Source organism: Klebsiella sp. FDAARGOS_511, from assembly GCF_003812845.1.
Taxonomy (GTDB): domain Bacteria; phylum Pseudomonadota; class Gammaproteobacteria; order Enterobacterales; family Enterobacteriaceae; genus Klebsiella; species Klebsiella grimontii.
In genome coordinates, this window is sequence record NZ_CP033824.1 from 3,807,677 (window position 1) to 3,824,314 (window position 16,638).

16 protein-coding genes are annotated in these 16,638 nt (G+C 47.8%); 15 read left to right on the forward strand and 1 reads right to left on the reverse strand.

Translation table 11 applies throughout. From position 1 onward, the window contains the following. Nucleotide 1 precedes the first annotated feature (1 nt). Together EGY08_RS19420 and EGY08_RS19425 are read left to right on the forward strand one after the other, a co-directional pair. Nucleotides 2–355, forward strand: coding sequence for a hypothetical protein (locus EGY08_RS19420; protein ID WP_123828799.1), 354 nt, complete (start codon nucleotides 2–4; stop codon nucleotides 353–355). Between the two features lie 6 nt (nucleotides 356–361). Then, nucleotides 362–1,903 (forward strand): conjugal transfer protein TraG N-terminal domain-containing protein, encoded by a 1,542-nt coding sequence (locus EGY08_RS19425; RefSeq protein WP_123828800.1) that lies wholly within the window; start codon nucleotides 362–364, stop codon nucleotides 1,901–1,903. A gap of 34 nt (nucleotides 1,904–1,937) precedes the next feature. On the opposite strand, the gene EGY08_RS19430 is transcribed toward EGY08_RS19425, so the two are convergent. Beyond that, the gene (locus tag EGY08_RS19430) at nucleotides 1,938–2,117 is read right to left on the reverse strand and encodes a hypothetical protein (RefSeq protein ID WP_123828801.1); all 180 of its coding nucleotides are present in this window, start codon (nucleotides 2,115–2,117) and stop codon (nucleotides 1,938–1,940) included. 147 nt (nucleotides 2,118–2,264) lie between these two features. Here EGY08_RS19430 and EGY08_RS19435 point away from each other — a divergent pair, with 147 nt between their 5' ends. The 13 genes from EGY08_RS19435 (at nucleotide 2,265) to EGY08_RS30790 (ending at nucleotide 16,633) form a co-directional block, all read left to right on the forward strand. After that, on the forward strand, nucleotides 2,265–2,822 hold the full coding sequence (locus EGY08_RS19435) for a hypothetical protein (protein WP_228712756.1): 558 nt from the start codon (nucleotides 2,265–2,267) through the stop codon (nucleotides 2,820–2,822). 125 nt (nucleotides 2,823–2,947) lie between these two features. Continuing rightward, on the forward strand, nucleotides 2,948–3,649 hold the full coding sequence (locus EGY08_RS19440; protein ID WP_016190729.1) for a YkgJ family cysteine cluster protein: 702 nt from the start codon (nucleotides 2,948–2,950) through the stop codon (nucleotides 3,647–3,649). A gap of 973 nt (nucleotides 3,650–4,622) precedes the next feature. Next, entirely contained in the window at nucleotides 4,623–5,525 is a 903-nt protein-coding gene (locus EGY08_RS19445; RefSeq protein ID WP_177447625.1) for an integrase domain-containing protein, read from the forward strand. A 143-nt stretch (nucleotides 5,526–5,668) separates the two neighbouring features. Further along, nucleotides 5,669–6,870 (forward strand): IS3 family transposase gene (locus tag EGY08_RS19450; RefSeq protein ID WP_096913407.1). Its coding sequence is split into 2 segments (ribosomal slippage): nucleotides 5,669–5,984 and nucleotides 5,984–6,870, totalling 1,203 coding nucleotides; the frame shifts between segments, so codons are not numbered across the junction. Then, entirely contained in the window at nucleotides 6,863–7,444 is a 582-nt protein-coding gene (locus EGY08_RS19455; protein ID WP_123828803.1) for a hypothetical protein, read from the forward strand. Before EGY08_RS19450 ends, EGY08_RS19455 begins: the two co-directional genes overlap by 8 nt. Before the next feature lie 361 nt (nucleotides 7,445–7,805). Next, nucleotides 7,806–8,144, forward strand: coding sequence for a hypothetical protein (locus EGY08_RS19460; RefSeq protein ID WP_123828804.1), 339 nt, complete (start codon nucleotides 7,806–7,808; stop codon nucleotides 8,142–8,144). A 137-nt stretch (nucleotides 8,145–8,281) separates the two neighbouring features. Beyond that, the gene (locus EGY08_RS19465; protein ID WP_123828805.1) at nucleotides 8,282–9,280 is read left to right on the forward strand and encodes a hypothetical protein; all 999 of its coding nucleotides are present in this window, start codon (nucleotides 8,282–8,284) and stop codon (nucleotides 9,278–9,280) included. Nucleotides 9,281–9,387: 107 nt separating this feature from the next. Then, nucleotides 9,388–10,005 carry a hypothetical protein gene (locus EGY08_RS19470; RefSeq protein ID WP_123828806.1) on the forward strand — a complete coding sequence of 206 codons (618 nt, stop codon included), beginning with the start codon at nucleotides 9,388–9,390 and terminating at the stop codon, nucleotides 10,003–10,005. Between the two features lie 71 nt (nucleotides 10,006–10,076). After that, nucleotides 10,077–11,132: an ArdC family protein gene (locus EGY08_RS19475; protein ID WP_123828807.1), complete on the forward strand. Its 1,056-nt coding sequence runs from the start codon at nucleotides 10,077–10,079 to the stop codon at nucleotides 11,130–11,132. A gap of 108 nt (nucleotides 11,133–11,240) precedes the next feature. Beyond that, nucleotides 11,241–12,176: a DUF1281 domain-containing protein gene (locus EGY08_RS19480; protein ID WP_123828808.1), complete on the forward strand. Its 936-nt coding sequence runs from the start codon at nucleotides 11,241–11,243 to the stop codon at nucleotides 12,174–12,176. Between the two features lie 131 nt (nucleotides 12,177–12,307). After that, nucleotides 12,308–12,991, forward strand: a complete 684-nt coding sequence (locus EGY08_RS19485) for an N-6 DNA methylase (protein WP_123828809.1) — start codon at nucleotides 12,308–12,310, stop codon at nucleotides 12,989–12,991. Between the two features lie 284 nt (nucleotides 12,992–13,275). Next, a complete protein-coding gene (locus EGY08_RS19490) occupies nucleotides 13,276–14,805 on the forward strand; it encodes an N-6 DNA methylase (RefSeq protein WP_123828810.1) in 1,530 nt (509 codons plus the stop codon). Between the two features lie 4 nt (nucleotides 14,806–14,809). Next, on the forward strand, nucleotides 14,810–16,633 hold the full coding sequence (locus EGY08_RS30790; RefSeq protein ID WP_154922311.1) for a restriction endonuclease subunit S: 1,824 nt from the start codon (nucleotides 14,810–14,812) through the stop codon (nucleotides 16,631–16,633). Nucleotides 16,634–16,638 lie beyond the last annotated feature (5 nt).

A 16,638-nucleotide genomic window follows, 5' to 3' on the forward strand; every position in this document is an offset into this window, starting at 1 on the left:
TATGAAAAACAGTCACCGCGACCTGCTGCGTAAAACAGGAAAAGGGTTAAAAGTTGGGACGCTTTATCTGCTGGTTCTGGCATTGATAATGGTCCTGGGATTCTGGCTGGCCGATACGGGAATGCGTCATCCGGAGAGCGTGGCATCCCTGAAGCGATGGATGTACGCAACGCGCTACGGCTGGCTGGCGTGGCGGCTGGTTATCTACTGCGCCGTCGGGTGGGGGGTGTGGAAAATCTGGCATGCACCGGGCTTTCGGCAGGAATATCGTCGTCCACTGCTGCGCATCGCCGGCGCCAGCACATTATTCTTTCTGGTCTGCGAGTACTCCATTTTTTCCGGCGTGGGAGGCTGATTCACTATGACAACGAACAGCTATCTGGAGTATTTCCTGACCCTGCTGGGCTGGCTGGTCAATAATGGCCTCTGGGACGTCCTTGTCAGTACCGGACTGTTTGCGCTGCCAATGGCCTTTAAGGTCGTGGGTATCTGGCTGAAGGTTCGCGAAGAAGGGGAAGATGAAGGTAACAAGGGTATGCTGTCGCTACCTCGTATCGAGAATGCGCTTTATGGTGCGTTCTTCGTGATGATTGCCTGTTGCGTTCCGCTGATTCAGGTGAGCCTGACTACGCTGGAATTTGATAAAACCCGAGCGAAAACGTGTGGAACCTGGACACCAAAAGCGCCTGATGAAAGTGGTTACAATAACATTATCTCCAGTATGGACGGCGAAAGCGCGGCTGCGCCGGTCTGGTGGGTGTTGGTCCATAAGTTATCCAAAGGTGTGACTCAGGCAGCGGTGGCCGGCATTCCCTGCCGGCCGGATCTGCGGCAACTGCGGTTTGAGGTGCAGCGGACGTTCATTGAGAATCGTGCGCTGGCTGATGAGTTGCAGGATTTTACCAACGATTGCTACTCGCTTGCGCTTTACCAGTGGAAACGGCGCGATCAGGGGCAGACAACAGATAAGGCGGCTTTGTCAGACCTCAGTTGGATAGGCAGCAGTACCTTTCTTAAAGGAGACTACTCCACCCTGCAGTCGAAATTGCCGCGCGGGATGTTCTCCTGGAGCGATGCCCGTGACAGTGGTCGGCCGAATACCGGTAATGGGGGATACCCTTACTGTTCTGAGTGGTGGTCGGCAGCAGATACCGGCCTGAAGGCCAGGGTGATGAAGCAGGTTGATGACAGCTACTGGCTGCGTTTATCTGCGGCGATGAAGATGATTGGCAGCAGCCAGACTGATTATCAGGAGGAGGTAATACGTCGGCTCGTCAGTCCGGCGAACCTGACGGTATCGCATGGCGGTGAAGTATATAACGGCTATGGTGGTAATGCGGATATGACGGCAATGAATGCGATTTCCCGCATCACCGGAACGGCAGGCGCTTCGGTGGCCTCACTGGGCGCGTTCCCGGCTCTGGACGCGATGCGTCAGGCATTGCCGATGGTGCAGGCCGTTATGCTGATGGCCATTTATATTATGGTGCCATTAATCCTGGCCTTTGCGGCCTATGAGTTCAAGACGGTGATCACCCTGACGTTTGTCATTTTTGCCGTGAACTTCCTGACGTTCTGGTGGGAACTGGCCCGCTGGCTCGACAGCTGGTTGCTGACGGCGCTATACAGTTCTGATACCCACTCACGCTTTAATATGATGGGATTCCAGAATACATCGGATGATCTGATTATGAATCTGGTTATGGGGACGATGTTTATCGTGCTGCCAACCGTATGGATCGGTGCATTGTCTTGGGCGGGTGTAAATATTGGTGTGGCTATCAGTAATGCATCTAAAGAAGGGACTGGCAGTTCACATCAGGCAGCTCAGAATGGCGGAAATCTTGTGAAAGGAGGGATTAGCAGTTTCCAAGCGGGAATGAGTAAGGGAATGAACAAATAACTACTGAAACACAGCGCTGGTATGAGCAGCGCTGTTAGTTGTTATCGTTATGCCATTGCTCAAAATCTAAGTAAGGGCGTGTATCAAACAATGCCGGCGTTTCTTCCGCTTCATCATCGTTGAAACTTGTCAGTAAAGATCTGTCGTCAGCGTGATTGTCTGGTTGAGGGGCAGGTAGCACCGCATTCAGTAGCCTTTTCATGAAAATATTCATATCTCAGTTTTCTCCTGTTTGACTGAGCGCTGTTTTTTTGTTCGAATCACCCTTGTATCATAAGGATTGTTGAAGAAGTGCGCAACCTCATCGTGGCTGGAGATAGCGACATTAATTGGATTGTAAATAATTTTTAAGGAGGAAAGCATGTTCAGGAAGAAAGTATTGGTTGTTTGTATTGTCTCTATGTTTATAACAGCATGTTCCATGGATGAGTTATCTTCAGTAAATAAGAAAATCAGTGATTTTGGATCGTCAATAGCAGGAAATCAGTCATCGCAGAATGAATCAGACATGCCTAAGTTAGCACCTAAAGTTGAAGCCAGTCAGGATTCCACATCAAAAGATTTATCTATTCCAGTTGATGTCGATACTGCCGCTGCTCGTTTGCGCCGTTATTATAAATTTATGACGACAGATGAGTTAAATAGTATTAAAAATAGAGAAAGTACTTCGGCCCGTTTGGCTGCTGCTGCGATTGAGGAACAAAGGCCTGAATGGTCGGCATCGGCAGGAAGTTATTATAAAATGGGGCGAAACTGGGGGGAAGGCAAAGATCATATTACACTGGAGGTTGAAAAGAATGGTGTTGGAAGTCGTATCTATATTCAGTTTTTTTCTTCAAACCCACAACATCTAACAGAAGCCTATTTAGGTAATTTGTATACGCAAGTGAAAGGTGTTGCAGAGGGCAAGGTTCGATAAACTATGAGGAAAATAAGAAGGATAGCCTCCTTCTTATCTTTGTTTTCATGGTTACAACCAGAGACTGGCGTCGTGAATAATAATGGAATAGCTGCTTATGTTGGTTTTTGGGAAAGGGGAAAGAAATGAAATCTTTTCATGATTGGTTTTATTCATCATGTTACAATTCATTTAAAGTTAAAAGCAAGAGACAAGTTATTTTAACTATGGAGAGTTGGCATAAATGTTCTGAGGGGGTGGCGGATAAAATTAAAAACGAAAAAGGGATAAGTTCTATATGCCATAAAGGATGCTCGCGTTGCTGTTCTTTACATGTTTCCTTAATTACGCCGGATGTGTTTTTTATAGCTGAGAATTTAACAAAGAATTTGAGTGAGTCAAAGTTGTTTTTCATTAAAAAAAGGCTAAAACTTCGAGCTGATAAGGTTGAAGAATATATTGATGATAGCTATAGAATGGAGTGTGTTTTTCTCGGAAAAAGTTCTGGGCAGTGTGTTATCTATAATTACCGTCCGGAAGCGTGCAGACGTTTCTTTACTAATGATGAAAAAGATTGCATTGAAAGTAATGGTTCACCACTTCAGGATGGTGCGGTGTTTTATTCAACTGGGATTCTTTCTTCTTATATGGCTCTTGCAGCACATAACAATGACCTATTTATAGATAGTCATGAGATGAGTAAGTCTTTATATATTGCTCTGGATAATCCTTTGCTTTTTAAAAAATGGCTGAGAGGCGAGCCTAATGTTTTTCCGGGTGTTAAGTGGGAAGGGTATCATCAGGAAATTAAAAAAATGAATGCTGATATGAAGATCAAAATAAAGTAAAACATCCTGACATGAAAATATTGACGTAAGCCAGCCTCTATTGGTAGGCTTTAAGTGTTGTAAATGTCGTCAATGACGACCACCAATGCTCCTGTAGCCTGTGAGGAGCGCCTTCGGGTGGCTACTGTCGCGAAAGCGACCACCAATGTTCCGTGCAGTCTGTGAGGAACGCCTTCGGGTGACTGTAAAAGAATTCTCCCGTAGCCTGAAAGGGAGAGCATATTGAATGTGGTACATCTGCACACCTTTGGAAGCAGATATCGTTAATACAAGCGCACTATGACGCGGCGATGAGGGTTTCTTTCTCTTTGCTCAGCTGCACACCGGTTCGGGTGTTGTACAACGAGCTGGCCACTTCCAGTCAGACAAATATCGTCTGTGGAAGTTGCATCAACATTTCGTTTCTTCAGTGATACGTCCTGAGTTTCGTACGACTTTTGCATCGACCGGATAAGGCCATTTGGTACATTTGGCCGCTTACGGCGTTGCATTACGAGCACGAAACTGCGCGGCGTCACTTGTGTGCAAGCGAAGCGAACACCAAGTGACGCGCGCAGCGCATACCATTCAAACACACGCACAGCGTGGTTTTCATCGTTTTCGTACCATCTGACACACACGTAGTCCGTGTTATTCGGAGAGAAAACGTCTTCACATCAACGTTTGCACGACGGAATACCCGTCTGAACGTCTCAAACTTAATAAGGAGAAAATCGGCTCGATATCGATGGCGACACTACGCAGGTAGTGTTGGAGGCAGCTTGACGAACGTCAGCTCTGCATTAGCAGCAAACAGGTCAGAGACCTGCGGTGCCTCGCAAGAACTCAACATTTCGCCGCCCCGATGCACAGATATCAGCTGAGACGCAGGAAGCGCAAAAGTAACCGTGTCGTCGGGGATGAAATCATGGGGTACAGATCCGTCTGTTTTGTAGAAAGCAGAAGGTTGTGTATGCCGCAGGGAGATATAAGAATGTCCAGATTCAGTAAGCAACTTGATAAACAGCTCGTCACGCTTGCGCGTCAGGGGCAGGGTAGTTTTAAAACTGTCGCAGACCGTTCAAGAATTGCCGAACGATTCTCTGAACGGCTGGCGAAGTTAAATATTCAGATCAGGGATGCAAAGCATATAAAGACTGTCCATATTCAGAGATACATCCAGAGTCGACAGGCAGAAAAAATATCAAATCGGACATTGCAAAACGAAATGGCGGCTGTACGTTATATCATGTCTGTTGCCGGAAGAAATAAACTGGCAAATCCTCAGCATGAATTATTGAGCAACAAAGCGTTGGGGATTTCTGGTGCAAGCCGGGATGGTACTAAAAAGGCCATATCTGACGACACGCTTCGTGAGGTTATTAATTATGCAATGAAAAAAGACGAAGGTGTGGCCCTCGCGGTTCAACTGGCTCGTTATATTGGACTTAGAACTGAAGAAACTGTTCAGTCAGCTAAATCATTAAAAACGTGGCAGCAGTCGCTTTTAAGTGGAAATGAACGTGTCCGGGTTGTATTCGGAACTAAAGGGGGGCGTCCGAGAGAGACAACAGTTTTTGACAGGGAAAAAGTTCTGACGCTTTTAAATAAAGCTATTACGTATTGTGACAATAATAACGGGAAGCTTATCAACAAGCCAACCTTGCATACTGCAATAGAACGCTATCGTAATATTCTTCGCGATGCCGGAATGACAGGGGAGAATGCGCCGCATTCTTTGCGCTATGCGTATGCAAAAGATGCTGTGAATTTTCATGTCAATAATGGCATGAGCCGGAATGAAGCGGTGGCTTTAGTATCGATGGATTTAGGTCATGGAGATGGACGAGGACGTTATATAAAGCAAGTGTATTTTAAAGAGGGTTTGGATGAATGAATGTTTATAAGTTAGAGCATCAGTATTACCGCTGGCATACGTTTTATGGTGTGTAGACTGGCCCCATGAATCTCCAGACAGTTGGTATCACTTAAATTAGTGATAGTCTTAATACTAGTTTTAGACTAGTCGTTGGAGTCCGAATGATTGATGTTCTAGGTCCAGAGAAGCGCAGACGGCGCAGCGTTCAGGAAAAAATCGCCATTGTTCAGCAGAGCTTTGAGCCCGGAATGACCGTGTCGCTGGTCGCCCGTCAGCATGGCGTTGCTGCCAGTCAGCTGTTCCTGTGGCGTAAGCAATATCAGGAAGGCAGTCTCACTGCGGTTGCCGCGGGTGAACAGGTTGTACCCGCGTCGGAGCTGGCATCTGCAATGAAGCAAATTAAAGAGTTACAGCGCCTGCTGGGCAAAAAAACCATGGAAAACGAGCTGCTGAAAGAAGCCGTTGAATATGGCCGACAAAAAAAGTGGATAGCGCACGTGCCCTTGTTGCCGGAGGATGGCGAATAAGCCTTGTCAGTCGTTGCCTCCGGGTCTCACGTGCGCAACTGCATGCCATGGCCCGTCGGTCGAAGGGCTGGCAGGATCGTCGGTGCAAGCGCAAGCCTGATGATACTGAAGCGCTGGCTCGTATCCATACCGTTATCGACGATCTGCCCACCTATGGTTATCGTCGTGTATGGGCACTGCTGCGCAGACAATCAGAAACTGACGACATGGCGGTGATCAATGCCAAACGCGTATACCGCATCATGCGTCAGAATGCGCTGCTGCTTGAGCGTAAACCGGCAATACCGCCCTCGAAGCGGGCGCATAGAGGGAAAGTGGCCGTTGGAGAAAGTAACCAGCGGTGGTGCTCCGACGGCTTCGAGTTCAGCTGTGATAACGGTGAAAAACTGCGGGTCACGTTCGCACTGGACTGTTGCGATCGCGAGGCACTTCACTGGGCGGCAAGTACCGGTGGATATGACAGTGAAACCGTGCAGGACGTCATGCTGGGTGCAGTAGAGCGTCGCTTCGGTAACAGGCTGCCGACATCCCCCGTTGAGTGGCTGACAGACAACGGTTCAGCCTACCGTTCTCATCAGACGCGTCAGTTCGCCAGAATGGTAGGACTGGAGCCAAAACATACGGCGGTACGTAGTCCAGAAAGCAACGGAATGGCGGAGAGCTTCGTGAAAACGATGAAGCGCGACTACATCAGCATCATGCCAAAACCTGACGGGTTAACAGCGGCAAAGAACCTTGCGGAGGCCTTCGAACATTACAACGAATGGCATCCGCACAGTGCACTGGGATATCGTTCGCCACGGGAATATCTGCGGCGGCGAACCAGTAATGGGTAAAGCGATAAAAAGTGTCTGGAAATATAGGGGCCAATCCAGTGTGCGTACAACGTTGACATTTCACGAACTGAATGTCCTGTGCGCATATCTGCAATTGTTACATTTTGAACTTCCCCGTATTGATGGCGCACAAGATACCATCGCAGAGGATAATGGAGAGAAATTACTTAAAACCATCTTTAATGCTGAGTCTGTTTATGAAGAGGAAAAATATTCACAAACACTGGATTTTCATGATAACTGGAATGAATACTGTGGCGGCCGTTTGGGTGAATATATGCATGAGATTATTCAGGTTGCCAGACCAGATGCGTACAAAAAATTGCTGCAAAATATGATAGCTGAATGTCGGGATGCGATCAGTCGATATCACGAAGGAAAGTTCTGGCTGGAAAACCCTGACAAATGGAGCAGCGATGTTGAAAGTAATATTCATCGGCTCCATCACCTTGTTGAAGGGGACGCAGTAAAGCCTGAGTGGGGCTGGCAGACGATGGGTGGTGCTTCGTGTACAGGACGTGTTTATGTGCGTAATGATAATCAACCCGACGTACCGTCTCCGTATGATGACTGAAGACGTTTGTCACCGTCGCTCACGATAGGCGACGGTGACTTGAAATCACCTTGCGGATGCGCTTATTATTTAAACGCTAATCTGTCGCTTAAGCGACCACCAATGTTTCAGCAGTCTGTGAGAAACGCCTTCGGGTGACTGCAAGAAAATCTCCCTCAGCCTGAAAGGGAGAGCATATCGAATGTGGTACATCTGCGCACCTTTGGAAGCAGATATCGTCAATACAAGCGCACTATGACGCGACGATGAAGGTTTCTTAAACTTACCAGACAGTCAGAATAATGCCGTTTCTGACTCCCCGACGGGAAATATCTTCCCGATCGGGCAGGTGTTTCCCGTTTTTTTTTACAGGAGAAACACGATGTCCGAATCATCCGGTTTAGCACTTCCCCTCATTGTTCACTGGCCTTATCGCTTAAAAACGGTCATTCAGCGAATAATCCAGGGCAGACGGTTACCCCATGACAGTAAGTGGTTTACCAATGTGTCCGGTAATTTTGCCGTTCGCGCTCATGTCGCGTCGACAGAGAAGGGGCTGCGGGTATGGCTCACACTACGCAGAGGCTGGCACAGCGGTGAATATGTTTATTCTCGTTTAGCTGTCCCGGTTCCTGAAAATGCCAGATGGCATAAAGCTTACCGGCTTGCGTGCCGGCAGGCCGGGCATCTTGCTCACTTTCGTTATCGCTTCCAGCCATAACAGCCATCCATTACCTCATATATCTGAGCAGTTGATATCAGCTTAACAGTTGTAGTCTGTGACCCTCCCTAACGGGGATTTAGTTCCCGTCCGGGGGATAAATCCCCTTTTTGTTAACTATTAAAGAGGATTTATCCATGACTGAACGTTTCTTACCAGCAGGCCACCCTGTTGTATACACTATCGAGCAGCGGAGTACCGTTCCGGTCGAGACCTGGAACAAATTTACCTCAGCGATTATCGATATATACCACTGCCTGCCATGCTGCATGCGGCCGGTGAATCCGCGCCGGAACAATGAGCAAACCGGTGCTTTCTCACTTTTCCATCCCGACAGTAGTCCAAAAGCTGACGAGCTGGTCTTCAGCGGTAAAACGGGCGAAGGTTACAGGCATCGTATCATTACCATATCGCGTGAGTGTACCCGGGATGTCCTGAGCGTGGATGAGATTGAAACAGAGCATCAGATGTCGGTAGATTTGTTTACCCGCATGGTGATGCTGGCACTTCATAATATCTGTGCTGCACATTTTATTGTTCATTCCACGGCAGGAGCCTGTTCATGGGCGCTGCCTCTGGCCACCCTGAACCGGGCCCGAGACGACCAGTTCTCAGCCTGGGAACTCCCTGATGCGGTGCAGTATGCCACATCGTTTTCGCAGGAAAATGCCCGGCTGACTGAACAGGCTATCGCCGGCAGTCTAACCCTGAGCCCGGGAATAAATCTGTCCCGCGAGCAGTGGGAGGATATTGCCGCTCTGGAGTTCAGATTGTATGAACCCCTGGCGTATCTTTCAGCCGATCCGGAAGCCCCTTCGCTGGAACTCGTTTTAGGCTCCAGTACCGCTGATCTGGTGATGTTGAGTGGTTTAGACGCTCTGCTTTACTGGGGCAGCGTCAATATGCCGGACTATGCGGAAGGCGTTCCGGATCAGGAACCGATATTTCTGTCCCGCAATCATCTCGCATTATTGCGCGATGACATCCGCAACGGCTGGTTCTCGTCGTACAACAACGATCCGACCTACGGAGAGATGTTCTGTACCGAGTTGCAGCTGATTGCCGTGTGGGCGGAATACTGCATCCGTACGCTGGATATGGAGCGGGAAAGTGTTTTCCTGTTTGCGATCTGGTAAGTGCTGATTCGTCTTAACCCTTCAGAGGTGCTCTGACGCCGTATGAATAATTCCAACCCGGCAGGGAGACCTCCTGCCGGAGGTCCCTGTCTTTCAGGAGTGCGAATATGTTGCGTTTTCACGGAAAAGACCTGAAAGCTGTTCTGACCGAGTCCTTAAGTAACGACAGGCCAGTGGTACTCACCTGTGACGTAACCGTGTCTTTGTCCGTTCAGGATGGCGAACGTTTCCGTTCGGCCTCCGGACGTGAAGACCAGTTACGTCACCAGGCATTTGCAGATGGCTGTCATCCCGACAGGGATCAGGGATGGGCTACGCTGGCCCCTGCACTCGTCGACAATGCTGTTTTCACTAAACCTCTCGTCCTGACGGAAGGGCGTATATGGGACATGCTGGCGAAGAATCATCAGCTCACTCTGATGCTTCCAGAGAACGATATTGCGGTATACAGCGGTGAACGGCGTTATGTGCCGGTGGCCGGTTACCGGGATCTGACGGACCGGCTGCATGTGACGGCCACCGGGTATTTTGCTGCCTGCAGCAGTCGCAGCGAGCTGAAATACTGGCGTATGACAGCATTACGGTTGCTTGAGGATGTTCATGCCGTTGCGTGCCGTCATGCCAGGCCTGCGGATCATAGCCGGTTTCTGATAGCCGCTCATAATCTGCAGTGCCGGACAGAATGTGTTTCATCTGACGGGGCGCTGCTGCTTCTGAGCGCCTGATCTAAATTCCACCCACCTGCGGCGTGTCTTACGCCCGCAGGGGAGGGGCACGCCTGTTTCAGGAGTGCTCCATGAAAACTGATAACCGCAAAACCACTGCCACGGTTTGTAAAAAGCCGGCGGCACGCAAAACCTCCTCCTCCGGCAAACGTCGCCAGGCAGAAACGGCCGCGACGCTCACTGGCAGCGGCGATATTTATCGTCTGGTCACTGACCGGATAATTGTCGCGCTGGAAAACGGTATACGCCCCTGGCGACGGCCGTGGCGAAACGCGCAGCAGGGGATCAACACCCTGATGCCGGTCAACTCGCTTACCGGCCGGGACTACAGTGGCGTGAATGTTCTGCTGCTGTGGCTCGCGGCTGAAGAGCGCGGTTTTACCAGCGACCGCTGGCTGACATACAACCAGGCACAGGAGACCGGAGGTCAGGTCCGCAAGGGCGAAACCGCCACGCTTGCTGTGATATACCGCGACTGGACAAAGCAGGCAGAAGACAGCAACGGCAATAAGCTGTTTGATGCTGACGGTAAGCCGCAGATGGAAACGGTGCCGATGTTGCGCCAGTTTCCTTTGTTCAATGTTGAACAGTGCGATGATCTTCCCGACCAGGTATGTGGCACTGCCACCGTCACCCGGCCGCAGGAGGATTTCGCTGGTGTCAGTCCGGCACAGCTGCAGCAGGTTCTGTCGGTGGTGAACGCCACCGGCGTGCAGTTTTCACCCAGACCGCAGAATAGGGCGTATTACCGTGCCGCCACAGACCAGATAGTGCTGCCACTGACATCACAGTTTGACGCTGAAGGCGACTACTGGTCCACGGTGCTTCACGAGCTGGTGCATGCCAGTGGCCATGCGAAGCGACTGAACCGTGAAGGGATAACTAGGGCGTCAAAGAAATTTGGCGACCCGGTGTATGCCTTCGAGGAGTTGATAGCCGAAATTGGCAGTGCCTTTCTGTGCGCACATCTCGGGATAACCGGTGATTTGCAGCATGAAAGTTATGTTGACGGATGGCTGTCAAAACTGAAATCCGACAAAAAGGCGCTGTTCAGTGCCTGCCGGCAGGCCCGGGAAGCGTCGGAATATTTGCTCGCGCCACTCAACCGTCAGGCTGAAACGGCGTAATTAATCCGCCGGGTGACGGCAGTTATACATCCGTCACTCACCCGTGAGGGCATCGTTCCTCACGGGATGATGCTCTCTTTTTTTACTGAGAAAGAGGAGTATCAACTTATGTCTGAATGGTGCCAGAACCGTTTTGAAATTACCGGTAAATCTGTCTGTATCGATGTGTTGTTGCAGTGGATAAACGGTTCAGACACGCCGCGTTATCGCCACGCAATACTGCAGAGTATACAGCTGTTCCTGGCAGGGTGTGCGGGGGTACTGAAACCGGTGCGAACTGTCTCGTACATCCCCTTTCAGGGGCTGGTTCGTCATGGTGTCGGGCAGTCAACGGCCGCTAACCTTGCGTTTGAGCAGTGGCTGGAGTTGCTGCAGAAAGACGTGGCGCTGGATACGGAGACTATACGCCGGATTGACCGGCTGTATCACCAGTCCTGCCTGGGGGCGCTGAAGTGGGAAAATATCCCTCAGGCGTCACGGGACATCATGGCTATGCTGATGAAAAGGCAGTATGCGGACTGGTTCGGTCTGGCCGGCCTGAACGATGAGCCTGATGCTGCGGTTTGCTGGGAACGTCTGCGGGAATACCCGGAACGGTCGCAGCCCTGCGATATGCTGATGGTTATTCCGACGCGGCTGGCCACAGAGCTTAATGGCTCCGGTGGGCTGCTGACGGGAGTATCCACAACGTTGAGCTTCTACAGCCGCATTTACGGGATGGAGTGGCCAGCCGGGCATAATGTAAACCTGCACCGCCATGCCGCTAACGGGTTAACGTTGCGGCTGGATTCTCCATGGTATCCGCCGTCAGGTGAGGTGGTGGCCGGTATTTCCGCTCTCTTTGAGTGTGAAGTGCGACATACGTACAGCGAACCGGTCAGCGGCCTCAGTGGTTATGACTGTTATGACCTCGGGGCGCATGTGGATGGCCACCAGGGGGGGCCGGTGGACACTCTACAGTCAGCGCCGGCGCTGTATCTGGTCAGTAGTGAACAGCCGCATCCTGAACCGGAGACGGCTGGTTACAGCGAAGTCCGTGGATAACCGGTTTCTGACCATTTAACTCTGACCATTTAACCGCGCTGCAGCCTTCACCGGCTGCAGCTTTTTTACCCTCAGGGGAACACTGTTCTCCTGCCCGGGATACGTGTTCCTCTTTTTTATGGAGAATGCGTATGACCGGTTTTATTGACCATGAAAAAGCGTTTATCTCACTTTTTAATCAGACCGCACGATATCATCACCGCCATAAGGTATTCGAAGATTTTGTCAGTTGCAGCGTTATTGCGCTGGAGAACCGCCTCTGTTTTAACGAAGAGCGGGAAGGTAAATATCTGCGAATAATCGGTGGTTATGAAAAGCCGGATGTTATCCGTATGGCGCAACTGCTGGCCCATATGGTTAACGGATTGCAGAATGGATTCTGTGACTTTCTGGGGAACGTATTTATGCAGCTGGAACTGGGCGATAACTTTCGCGGGCAGTATTTCACCCCCTGGGATGTGGCCAGAATGATGGCGCAGCTGCAACTGGGGGATGTGAAGACAATGTTTGATGAAAAGCCTTTCATCACCCTCAGCGAACCCGCCTGTGGTGCAGGTTGTATGGTGCTGGCCTTTGCCGATGTTCTTAATCAGGCAGGTTATGCGTCGTACCGCTATCTGTGGGTCTCTGCAACGGATATTGATCCGCTGGCGGCCGGGATGGCTTATATCCAGTTGTCGCTTTGCGGAGTTGCTGGTGAGGTTGTCATTGGCAACGCATTGTTTGACGAACGGCGTCGTGTGTTACTGACGCCCGGTCACTATCTGGGCGGCTGGCCGGTCCGGCTGCATTCACTGCGAAATAAGGTCGCATGATCACATTATAGCGCTCCCGCCCGGGAGCGTTTTTTCTGTATAAACGATTGATATTTAACCATAAATAAAACGGCCACTAAAAAGTGTCTCAGTATACGTTAAGTAGTGAATAGTTGGTTAAGAGCGAAAAGCCGAAGTTGGTGGGAGTTGGCGCCACCCCAAAAGTGACTACAGAAAAAACACAGGTTGACGCATGAAATTTGCAGATTAATTGTATATTTTCATGATGTTATGAGATATATTGATTATAATGAGTATAATTATGCCTTGAGTTAATTAAAAACATGAAACAAGAATCTATTATTCAAAAAATTTGGAGTTTATGTAACATACTGAGAGGTGATGGAATAACATTCTACCAGTATGTATCTGAACTCAGCTATCTGCTGTTTCTAAAGATTGCTCAAGAAAATGGTTCAGAAAAATTGATACCTAAAGGCTACCGATGGGCCGATCTAGAGTCTCATGAAGAAGAAGGATTACTAGGGTTCTATCAAGAGATGCTCACCCATTTGGGCGCAAATGCTGAAAATGAAGTTATAAAAGCGATCTATGCATTCCCTACAACAGTTTTCTCCCATTCCGAAAATTTAAAAGCTGTGATAAACGGCATTTCAAAAATAGAGTGGTATCAAATAGGAAAAGATGGATTTGGAGATCTCTATAGCGGTTTAATTGATAAAAGTGCTCAGGATACTCGTTCGGGGGCTGGGCAGTACTTCACTCCGCGATCTTTAGTTAACACTATAGTTAGATTAATACAGCCCAATCTTGGAGAATTAATTCAAGATCCTGCGACAGGAAGTGGGGGGTTCTTAATTTCTGCCGATAGTTATATTCGAAATAAATATTCACAGGCAAAATACATAAATAATCCACCTAAATATCAAGGAGTAGAAATAGAGAAAAACACTCGTAGAATTTGCTTAATGAACACTTTTCTACATAATTTAGATGCAAATATTATTTATGGTGATGCTCTTACTGATGATGTAGCTGAGTTGAATGAAGCTGATGTAATTATAGCAAATCCACCCTTTGGTAATAAGGCCGGGGGGCAACGCCCTTTACGCAATGATATCCCATACCCCAATACAAATAAGCAACTCGCTTTTTTGCAGCATATTTATTTGAGGCTTAAAGCTGGCGGTCGGGCTGCTGTAGTATTACCAGATAATGTACTATTTGAATCTGGTATAGGAGCCGATGTACGTCGAGATTTAATGAATAAATGCAACTTACACACTATTTTGCGCTTGCCCACTGGTATCTTTTATGCTCAAGGTGTTAAAACTAATGTACTATTTTTCACCAAAGGCTCTGCCAAAAATAAATATCAGGAAATAAATTGTACTGAGAATGTATGGGTATATGATTTACGTACAAATATGCCTAATTTTGGTAAGCGCACTCCTTTTGGTAATTCCGACATTGGCTTTGGGTCAGCAGATTTTGGTACAGATCCGCACCTCGGCGCGTTTGAGAAAGTGTTTGGTAATAACCCTTATGGGGCCAGTGAACGTACTGAAGGTGAATACAGCTTTGGTGCACAAGAGCTCGAAGTGGATAAAGATGCCGTAGCAGAAAATCAGGATATTGATGAAAGGCTAGCCCATTCTCGCTGGCGCAGCTTTAGCCGTGAGTGGATTGCGAACACTAAAGGCGATTCGCTCGATATATTATGGCTGAAAGACAAAGATAGCGTTGAAGTATCTGATTTGCCCGAGCCACATTTATTAGCACGCGAAGCAAAAGATGAATTAGAAGCAGCATTGAGTGAACTAGATGAATTATTAAATGTGTTGGAGGGGTGAATTGATGAAAACGCCTTTTCCAAAAACATGGGCAAGTGTAGAAGGCTCTGACTTTGTAATTGATCCAAAGTCTGACATCGTAGATGGGCCTTTTGGTTCAAACTTGAAGGCTTCTCAATATACTAATACTGGTGTACCAATCGTACGTATTCAAAATGTTAAAAGATTTAATTTTATCGATAAGAATATAAAATTTATTAGTAACGAGAAGTATGAAGAACTTCAGAGACATAGTTTTGTCAGTGGCGATATTTTAATTACAAAGCTTGGTGACCCTCTTGGGTTAGCTTGTGAGGTTCCTGAAAAATATAGATATGGCATTATTGTAGCAGACCTAGTTAGGCTACGTCCAAATATAGAAATTTGTTCAAAACCATTTCTAATTTACTTACTAAATTCTGAAATTGTTATTAAACAAATTGAGAAGCACGTTAAAGGAACAACTCGGCCAAGAATTAATTTAGGGGTTATTCGTGGATTGGCTTTGCCTCTCCCCCCTCTAGCTGAACAAAAAAAGATCTCCGAGAAGCTTGACGTTCTGCTAGCAAGCGTAGAAATCATCAAAGCACGACTTGAACGCATTCCCGAGATTCTAAAAGCGTTTCGCCAATCCGTACTTACTGCTGCTGTGAGTGGTAAGTTGACGAAAGATTGGAGAGATGCTTTAGGAGACAACAAAAAAATTTCCAGATCAGAGATATTAGATGCTAGAAAACTTGCATGGGAAAAGTTTGAGCTCAAAAAACGATTGAACAATGGCGAAAAAATTTTAGGCGAAAAATGGAAAAAAAAATATAAAGAACCGGCAGAAATTTTGGCCGATCATTGCTTCGATATCCCTGATTCTTGGGAATGGTCCAACTTGGGGGAGCTATCCTGGAGTGTGAAAGACGGTCCTCATTACAGCCCTAAATACACTGATAGTGGAATACCATTTATTTCAGGGGGTAATATATCATCGAACGGCATTGATTTTTCGAATTGCAAGTACATAAGTTCTGAACTTCATCAAGAACTGTCAAAACGTTGCAAACCAGAAGTAGGTGATATTTTATACACCAAAGGTGGTACCACTGGGATCGCATATTTCAATACTGAAGAGAGAGATTTCAGTGTTTGGGTACATGTCGCAGTATTAAAAATAATACCGATAATAAATGGTTTCTACCTTCAAAATGCTCTTAATTCTCAGCATTGTTATGATCAATCCCAAAAGTATACTCATGGCGTTGGCAACCAAGATTTAGGGTTGACTCGAATGGTTAACATCACAATACCAGTCCCACCATTAGATGAACAAATTGAAATTGTCCGCCGTGTTAAAGAGTTGTACGCCTTTGCCAACCACATAGAGCAAAAGAATAATTCCGCTTTAGAACAAGTTAGTAGTCTGACTCAATCGTTTTTAGCCAAAGCCTTTCGCGGTGAACTTACTGCTGATTGGCGTGATGCTAATCCTGATTTAATCAGCGGTAAAAACAGCGCTGAAGCTTTACTAGAGAAAATTAAGAACAAACGTGAGGTTATCAATAAACAGCCTAAGCTAAAGCGTCCCAATATAAACAAAAGGATAGGTAGCCATATGAGCAAACAGATCATCAAAGTGGTCGAAGCGTTAAAACTTGCAGGAGAACCGCTTAGTGGCCAGCAACTGTTAGCGGCAGCTGGCTACCCCAGCGACAGTAGCACCGAGCAACTTGAACAGTTCTTTTTAGATATCCGTGACTCCTTGGTAATCGAGAAGTCTATTGTAAAGCTTGAGCGCAGTGACGACAGCCAAGACTGGTTCGCCTTAGCTAAGCCACCAATGAATAAAGCAAAGAATTAAGGATA

Bases quoted from the DNA above. Each gene is read 5' to 3' on its own strand.
- EGY08_RS19465 (WP_123828805.1), top strand. From the start codon at position 8,282: ATGACTGAACGTTTCTTACCAGCAGGCCACCCTGTTGTATACACTATC.
- EGY08_RS19470 (WP_123828806.1), top strand. From the start codon at position 9,388: ATGTTGCGTTTTCACGGAAAAGACCTGAAAGCTGTTCTGACCGAGTCC.
- EGY08_RS19420 (WP_123828799.1), top strand. From the start codon at position 2: ATGAAAAACAGTCACCGCGACCTGCTGCGTAAAACAGGAAAAGGGTTA.
- EGY08_RS19490 (WP_123828810.1), top strand. From the start codon at position 13,276: ATGAAACAAGAATCTATTATTCAAAAAATTTGGAGTTTATGTAACATA.
- EGY08_RS19460 (WP_123828804.1), top strand. From the start codon at position 7,806: ATGTCCGAATCATCCGGTTTAGCACTTCCCCTCATTGTTCACTGGCCT.
- EGY08_RS30790 (WP_154922311.1), top strand. From the start codon at position 14,810: ATGAAAACGCCTTTTCCAAAAACATGGGCAAGTGTAGAAGGCTCTGAC.
- EGY08_RS19475 (WP_123828807.1), top strand. From the start codon at position 10,077: ATGAAAACTGATAACCGCAAAACCACTGCCACGGTTTGTAAAAAGCCG.
- EGY08_RS19435 (WP_228712756.1), top strand. From the start codon at position 2,265: ATGTTCAGGAAGAAAGTATTGGTTGTTTGTATTGTCTCTATGTTTATA.
- EGY08_RS19485 (WP_123828809.1), top strand. From the start codon at position 12,308: ATGACCGGTTTTATTGACCATGAAAAAGCGTTTATCTCACTTTTTAAT.
- EGY08_RS19480 (WP_123828808.1), top strand. From the start codon at position 11,241: ATGTCTGAATGGTGCCAGAACCGTTTTGAAATTACCGGTAAATCTGTC.
- EGY08_RS19425 (WP_123828800.1), top strand. From the start codon at position 362: ATGACAACGAACAGCTATCTGGAGTATTTCCTGACCCTGCTGGGCTGG.
- EGY08_RS19455 (WP_123828803.1), top strand. From the start codon at position 6,863: ATGGGTAAAGCGATAAAAAGTGTCTGGAAATATAGGGGCCAATCCAGT.
- EGY08_RS19440 (WP_016190729.1), top strand. From the start codon at position 2,948: ATGAAATCTTTTCATGATTGGTTTTATTCATCATGTTACAATTCATTT.
- EGY08_RS19430 (WP_123828801.1), bottom strand. From the start codon at position 2,117: ATGAATATTTTCATGAAAAGGCTACTGAATGCGGTGCTACCTGCCCCT.
- EGY08_RS19445 (WP_177447625.1), top strand. From the start codon at position 4,623: ATGTCCAGATTCAGTAAGCAACTTGATAAACAGCTCGTCACGCTTGCG.